The sequence below is a fragment of the Kitasatospora sp. NPDC093806 genome (genome assembly GCF_040683335.1).
Classification (GTDB): domain Bacteria; phylum Actinomycetota; class Actinomycetes; order Streptomycetales; family Streptomycetaceae; genus Kitasatospora.
The window spans coordinates 21,313-28,051 of sequence record NZ_JBFBDO010000104.1; the positions used below are offsets into that span (position 1 = coordinate 21,313).

6 protein-coding genes are annotated in these 6,739 nt (G+C 70.8%); all 6 read left to right on the forward strand.

Annotated features, from left to right (window positions below):
* Positions 1–95: 95 nt before the first annotated feature.
* The 6 genes from AB0N76_RS32280 (at position 96) to AB0N76_RS32305 (ending at position 6,420) form a co-directional block, all read left to right on the forward strand.
* Entirely contained in the window at positions 96–1,448 is a 1,353-nt protein-coding gene (locus AB0N76_RS32280; protein WP_363563263.1) for a pitrilysin family protein, read from the forward strand.
* 14 nt (positions 1,449–1,462) lie between these two features.
* On the forward strand, positions 1,463–2,209 hold the full coding sequence (gene dapB / locus AB0N76_RS32285) for a 4-hydroxy-tetrahydrodipicolinate reductase (RefSeq protein WP_363563265.1): 747 nt from the start codon (positions 1,463–1,465) through the stop codon (positions 2,207–2,209).
* 7 nt (positions 2,210–2,216) lie between these two features.
* Positions 2,217–2,693, forward strand: coding sequence for a hypothetical protein (locus AB0N76_RS32290; protein ID WP_363563267.1), 477 nt, complete (start codon positions 2,217–2,219; stop codon positions 2,691–2,693).
* Positions 2,690–3,424 carry an FAD-dependent thymidylate synthase gene (gene thyX / locus AB0N76_RS32295; protein WP_363563269.1) on the forward strand — a complete coding sequence of 245 codons (735 nt, stop codon included), beginning with the start codon at positions 2,690–2,692 and terminating at the stop codon, positions 3,422–3,424. Before AB0N76_RS32290 ends, thyX begins: the two co-directional genes overlap by 4 nt.
* A gap of 239 nt (positions 3,425–3,663) precedes the next feature.
* Positions 3,664–4,563 (forward strand): 4-hydroxy-tetrahydrodipicolinate synthase, encoded by a 900-nt coding sequence (gene dapA / locus AB0N76_RS32300; RefSeq protein ID WP_363563271.1) that lies wholly within the window; start codon positions 3,664–3,666, stop codon positions 4,561–4,563.
* Between the two features lie 171 nt (positions 4,564–4,734).
* Positions 4,735–6,420 carry a ribonuclease J gene (locus tag AB0N76_RS32305; RefSeq protein WP_363563273.1) on the forward strand — a complete coding sequence of 562 codons (1,686 nt, stop codon included), beginning with the start codon at positions 4,735–4,737 and terminating at the stop codon, positions 6,418–6,420.
* The last annotated feature ends 319 nt before the right edge of the window (positions 6,421–6,739 follow it).

A 6,739-nucleotide genomic window follows, 5' to 3' on the forward strand; every position in this document is an offset into this window, starting at 1 on the left:
TGATCCCGCGGCCCGCACGCCCCCAGTCGGCGTGCGGGCCGCACCCCGTTCTCCCCCCATGCTCTCGACGGATTGCTTTCTACGGAGGTACCCCCGTGGCCCAGGCCTCGGCGGCGAAGCAGCGCCCCGGCACGACCCGGACCCTGCTCAAGGGCGCGGACGGCGCCGGCACGGTGCGCCGCACCGTCCTCCCCGGCGGCCTGCGCGTCGTCACCGAGACCCTGCCGACGGTGCGCTCAGCGACCTTCGGCATCTGGGTCGGCGTCGGCTCGCGGGACGAGACCCCGCAGCTCAACGGGGCCACCCACTACCTGGAGCACCTGCTCTTCAAGGGCACCGAGCGGCGCAGCGCGCTGGACATCTCGGCCGCCCTGGACGCGGTCGGCGGCGAGATGAACGCCTTCACCGCGAAGGAGAACACCTGCTACTACGCGCGGGTGCTCGACACCGACCTGCCGCTGGCCATCGACGTGGTCTGCGACATGCTCACCGGCTCGCTGATCCGCCCGGAGGACGTCGAGGCCGAGCGCGGCGTCATCCTGGAGGAGATGGCGATGGCCGAGGACGACCCGGGTGACGTCGTCCACGACCTCTTCGCCAAGGTGATCTTCGGCACCGGCCCGCTCGGCCGCCCGATCCTCGGCACCCAGGAGACCGTCCGGGCGCTCACCCGCGACCAGATCGCCGGCTTCTTCCACCGCCGCTACAAGCCCGAGCACCTGGTCGTCGCCGCGGCCGGCAACCTGGACCACCGCAAGGTCGTCAAGCAGGTCGAGCAGGCCTTCGCGCCGCTGCTGGCCCGCTCCACCGCGGAACCGGCCGAGGCCCGGCGCGGCGTCAAGGCGCTGCGCACCGCCGGCAAGGTCGAGGTGCTCAACCGCTCCACCGAGCAGGCCCACCTGGTGCTGGGCGTGCCCGGCGTGCCCCGGCACGACGAGCGCCGCTGGGCGATGGGCGTGCTCAACGCGGCCCTCGGCGGCGGCATGAGCTCGCGGCTGTTCCAGGAGGTCCGGGAGAAGCGCGGCCTGGCCTACTCGGTCTACTCCTACTCCTCCTCGTACGCGGACAGCGGCCTGTTCGGCATCTACGCCGGCTGCCAGCCCAAGCGGGTCGAGGAGGTGCTGCGGATCTGCCGCGATGAGCTCGCCAAGGTGGTCGCCGAGGGCATCACCGAGGAGGAGCTGCAGCGGGCGATCGGCCAGATCTCCGGCTCCACCGTGCTCGGCATGGAGGACACCGGCTCGCTGATGAACCGGATCGGCAAGGCCGAGCTGAGCTACGGCCACCACCTGTCGGTCGACGACATGCTCGCGCGGATAGCGGCGGTCACCCTGGACGACGTGCACGCCGTGGCCCGTGATGTGCTGGGTGCCCACCGGCCGTCGCTCGCGCTGATCGGCCCGATCAACGACAAGCGGGCCGCCCGGCTCGCCGACCTGCTGGTCTGAAGGGACCTCTCACCATGACGCTGCGTGTCGCCGTGATCGGCGCCCGGGGCCGGATCGGCTCGGAGGCGGTCAAGGCCGTCGAGGCCGCCCCCGACCTGGAGCTGGTCGCCACCCTGGGCCGCGAGGCGAAGCTCTCCGAGCTGACCGACGCCGGGGTGCAGGTCGTCGTCGAGCTGACCCACCCCGACTCGGTGATGGGCAACCTCGACTACTGCCTGCACCACGGCATCCACGTGGTCACCGGCACCACCGGCTGGACCGAGGAGCGGCTCACCACCGTCCGCGGCTGGCTCGCCGAGGCGCCTGAGCTCGGCCTGCTGATCGCGCCGAACTTCTCCATCGGCGCCGTGCTCGGCATGAAGTTCGCCCAGACCGCCGCGAAGTACTTCGAGTCGGTCGAGGTGGTCGAGCTGCACCACGACCGCAAGGCGGACGCCCCCAGCGGCACCGCCACCCGCACTGCCCAGCTGATCGCCGCGGCCCGCGCCGAGGCGGGCCGGCCGCCGCAGCAGGACCCGACCACCCACAGCCTGCCCGGCGCCCGCGGCGCCGACGTGGACGGGGTGCCGGTGCACGCGGTGCGGCTGCGCGGTCTGCTCGCCCACCAGCAGGTGATGTTCGGCGACACCGGCGAGACCCTCACCATCCGGCACGACTCGCTGCACCACAGCAGCTTCATGCCGGGCATCCTGCTCGGCGTCCGCAAGGTCGTCGAGACGCCCGGGCTCACCCTGGGCCTCGAGCACTTCCTGGACCTGTGAGCCCGGCATGACCTCCCGTACCGGCTTCTTCGTCCTCTCCGGCGTCCTGTTCCTGGTCGCCCTGGTCTGCGTCGGCGAGGGCGTCCAGCTGATCGCCACCGGCAAGCCGCTCGGCATCGGCCTGGGCCTGTGCGCCTTCGTCGTCCCGGTGATCGGCCTCTGGTTCCTGCGCCAGACCGTCCGCTTCGGCCGGGACAGCGAGCGGCTCGCCCGTGAGCTGGAGGCCGAGGGCGGTCTGCCGGTCGACGAGCTGAAGCGCACCGGCGGCGGGCGGATCGACCGGGCCTCGGCCGACGAGGTGTTCGCCCGCCGCAAGGCCGAGGCGGAGGCCGCCCCCGGCGACTGGCGGGTCTTCTTCCGGCTGGCGGTCGCGTACGCCGACGCGGGCGACGTGCCGCGGGCCCGCAAGACCATGCAGCACGCGATCGGGCTGCACCGCACCACCGGCACCACCGGCACCGAACCCGCGAGGAGCAACGCGTGAGCGACGACGACACCAGGACCCCCCGGTTCCGCAGCGACGTCACCGTGGACCTGGTCCGCAGCGCCGCCGCCGACTCGGACGTCATCTGGGCGGCCCGGGTCTCGACGGCGGGGGAGCAGTCCCTGGAGGCGCTCCAGCAGGACCCGGAGAAGTCCACCGGCCTGATCAACTACCTGATGCGGGACCGGCACGGCACGCCGTTCGAGCACAACTCGATGACCTTCTTCATCAGCGCGCCGATCTTCGTCTTCCGCGAGTTCCACCGGCACCGCAGCGGCTGGTCGTACAACGAGGAGTCCGGCCGCTACCGCGAGCTGGAGCCGGTCTTCTACGTCCCCGCCGAGGACCGCAAGCTGGTCCAGCAGGGCCGCCCGGGCCGCTACGAGTTCGTCGAGGGCACCCCGGAGCAGCACAAGACCGTCGCCGCCTCGATGGAGTCCGCGTACCTCGAGGCGTACGGCCGCTACCAGGAGATGCTGGCGGCCGGCGTCGCCCGCGAGGTGGCCCGCGCGGTGCTGCCGGTGGGCCTGTTCTCGTCGATGTACGCGACCTGCAACGCGCGCTCGCTGATGCACTTCCTGTCGCTGCGCACCAAGCGGGAGAACTCGGCGGTGCCGTCGTTCCCGCAGCGCGAGATCGAGATGGTCGCCGAGCGGATGGAGGAGCAGTGGGCCGAGCTCATGCCGCTCACCCATGCGGCGTTCGAGAAGCACGGCCGAGTCGCCCCCTGACCTGCGACGACGGGCATCCGGCGGCGGGTGCCCGGCATGTCTGGATTGCGGCATTTCTGACCTCTCCCTAGGCTCGTGAACACGGATTCCGGTGCTGCTTGAACCCCCGAGCACGCAGCACCGGAATCCCATGTCTCCGCTGCTGGGGCCGCCTTCGCCGGGCCACCCGGGGCCGCCGCCCGTCCGATCCGTGGACCGGCCTGGCTACCGCCCCACCGCCTACGAGTAGTTTTGGACACATGGCTCCGACCTCCACCCCCCAGACGCCCTTCGGCCGGGTCCTGACCGCGATGGTGACCCCGTTCACCGCCGACGGCGGTCTCGACCTCGACGGCGCCCAGCGGCTCGCCGCGCACCTCGTCGACTCCGGCAACGACGGCCTCGTCGTCAACGGCACCACCGGCGAGTCCCCGACTACCAGTGACGCCGAGAAGGCCCAGCTCGTCCGCGCCGTGGTGGAGGCGGTGGGGGACCGCGCCCACGTGCTGGCCGGCGTCGGCACCAACGACACCCACCACAGCACCGAGCTGGCCCGCCAGGCCGAGGCGGCCGGGGCGACCGGCCTGCTGGCGGTCACGCCGTACTACAGCAAGCCCCCGCAGGAGGGCCTGTACCGGCACACCGTGCGGATCGCCGACGCCACCGGGCTGCCGGTCATGCTGTACGACATCCCCGGCCGCAGCGCCGTCGCGCTGAGCCACGAGACACTGGTCCGGCTCGGCGAGCACCCGCGGATCGTCGCCAACAAGGACGCCAAGGGCGACCTCGGCGCCGCCTCCTGGGCCATCGCCCGCTCCGACCTGGCCTGGTACTCCGGCGACGACATCCTGAACCTGCCGCTGCTGTCGGTCGGAGCCGTCGGCGTCGTGAGCGTGGTCGGGCACCTGGTCGCCGGCGAGCTGCGGGCCATGATCGAGGCCTTCCTGGCCGGGGATGTGGCCAAGGCCACGGCGGTCCACCAGCGCCTGCTGCCGGTCTTCACCGGTATCTTCCGCACCCAGGGCGTCATCCTCACCAAGGCCGCGCTGGACCTCCGGGGCCTGCCGGCCGGCCCGCTGCGGCTGCCCCTGGTCGGCGCGACTCCCGAGGAGATCGCGCAACTGAAGAAGGATCTCGCCGCCGGCGGGGTAGACCTCTAACAGACACAGACGTGCGCGCCCCGGCTCGCCGGACCCACCCGGGTCCGCCGCTGGACCGGACCGAACGGCGCGAGAGCACAGACCCGGTAGGAAAACGACACTGAGTACGCACGCCATATGTCTCGCGGGGGAGGACCCCGGACATATGGCGTGCGTCGTGAGGAGAGTCTTTTGAGTCACCCGCATCCCGAACTCGGCACCCCCCCGGCCCTCAAGCCGGGCGCCCTCCGCATCACCCCGCTCGGCGGTCTCGGCGAGATCGGCCGCAACATGACGGTCTTCGAGTACGGGGACCGCATCCTCATCGTCGACTGCGGCGTGCTCTTCCCCGAGGACGAGCAGCCCGGCGTGGACCTGATCCTCCCGGACTTCACCTACATCCGGGACCGCCTCGACAAGATCGACGGCATCGTCCTCACGCACGGCCACGAGGACCACATCGGCGCCGTCCCGTTCCTGCTCCGCGAGAACCCGGACATCCCGCTGATCGGGTCGAAGCTGACCCTCGCGCTGATCGAGGCCAAGCTCGCCGAGCACCGCATCCGCCCGTACGTGCTGGAGGTCGCCGAGGGCGACCGCGAGCGGATCGGCCCCTTCGACTGCCAGTTCATCGCGGTCAACCACTCCATCCCGGACGCGCTGGCCGTCGCCGTGCGCACGCCCGCCGGCATGGTCGTCGCCACCGGCGACTTCAAGATGGACCAGCTGCCGCTCGACGGCCGGCTGACCGACCTGCCGACCTTCGCCAAGCTGGCGGAGGAGGGCATGGACCTGCTGCTGGTGGACTCCACCAACGCCGAGGTCCCCGGCTTCATCCCGCACGAGCGCGACATCTCGGCGGCGCTGCGAAACGTTTTCGCGAACGCCGACAAGCGCATCATCGTCGCCTCCTTCGCCAGCCACGTGCACCGCATCCAGCAGGTCCTGGACGCCGCGCACGAGTACAAGCGCAAGGTCGCCTTCGTCGGCCGCTCGATGGTCCGCAACATGGGCATCGCCCGCGACCTCGGCTACCTGAAGGTGCCCGGCAACCTGGTCGTCGACGTCAAGCAGCTCGACGACCTGCCGGACAAGGAGGTCGTGCTGATCTGTACCGGTTCGCAGGGCGAGCCGATGGCCGCGCTGTCCCGGATGGCCAACCGCGACCACCAGATCCGCATCACCGAGGGCGACACCGTCGTCCTGGCCTCCTCGCTCATCCCGGGCAACGAGAACGCGGTCTACCGCGTGATCAACGGCCTGACCCGCTGGGGCGCCAAGGTCGTCCACAAGGGCAACGCCAAGGTGCACGTCTCCGGCCACGCCTCGGCCGGCGAGCTGCTGTACTTCTTCAACATCTGCAAGCCGCGCAACCTCATGCCGGTCCACGGCGAGTGGCGCCACCTGCGCGCCGCCGCCGACCTCGGCATCGCCACCGGCGTGCCGCGCAACCGGACCGTCATCGCGGAGGACGGCGTCTGCGTCGACCTGGAGAACGGTGTTGCCCGGATCGTCGGCAAGGTGCAGGCCGGCTACGTCTACGTGGACGGCTCCTCGGTCGGCGACATCACCGAGGCCTCGCTGAAGGACCGCCGGATCCTCGGCGAGGAGGGCTTCATCTCCTGCTTCGTCGTGGTCGACTCCACCAACGGCAAGATCGTCGGCGGCCCGAGCATCCAGGCCCGCGGCTCCGGCATCGACGACGCCGCGTTCGTCCCGGTGACGGCCAAGCTCCAGGAGGCGCTCGACCGCTCGGCGAGCGACGGCGTCCTGGAGATCCGCCAGGTCCAGCAGCTGGTCCGGCGGACCCTGGGCAAGTGGGTGGCGGACAACTACCGCCGCCGCCCGATGATCCTGCCGGTCGTCGTCGAGGTCTGATCCCCTCGGCCCCGACCGTCGGCCCGTCGGTTTGACGTGGGGCGACCCGGTGCGTAATGTTCTCCGGGTTGCCCCACGGGACGGCCCCCAGCGAAAGTTCTCGAACGAAATTCGAGAACGGTGCGGGAAAACGGCCCGAGAAACTCTGCTAGAGTTCGGGAGCGCCGAAAGGCGAAAGCAAATCGGATGAATGAACTCCGGAAAACGGAGCGGAAAACATCTGATAAGCTGGAAACACGAAAGAACGAAGCGCCCGGAGGGCCGGTGTGAAAGCCGCCTGAAGGAAGCGTCCGTTCCTTGAGAACTCAACAGCGTGCCA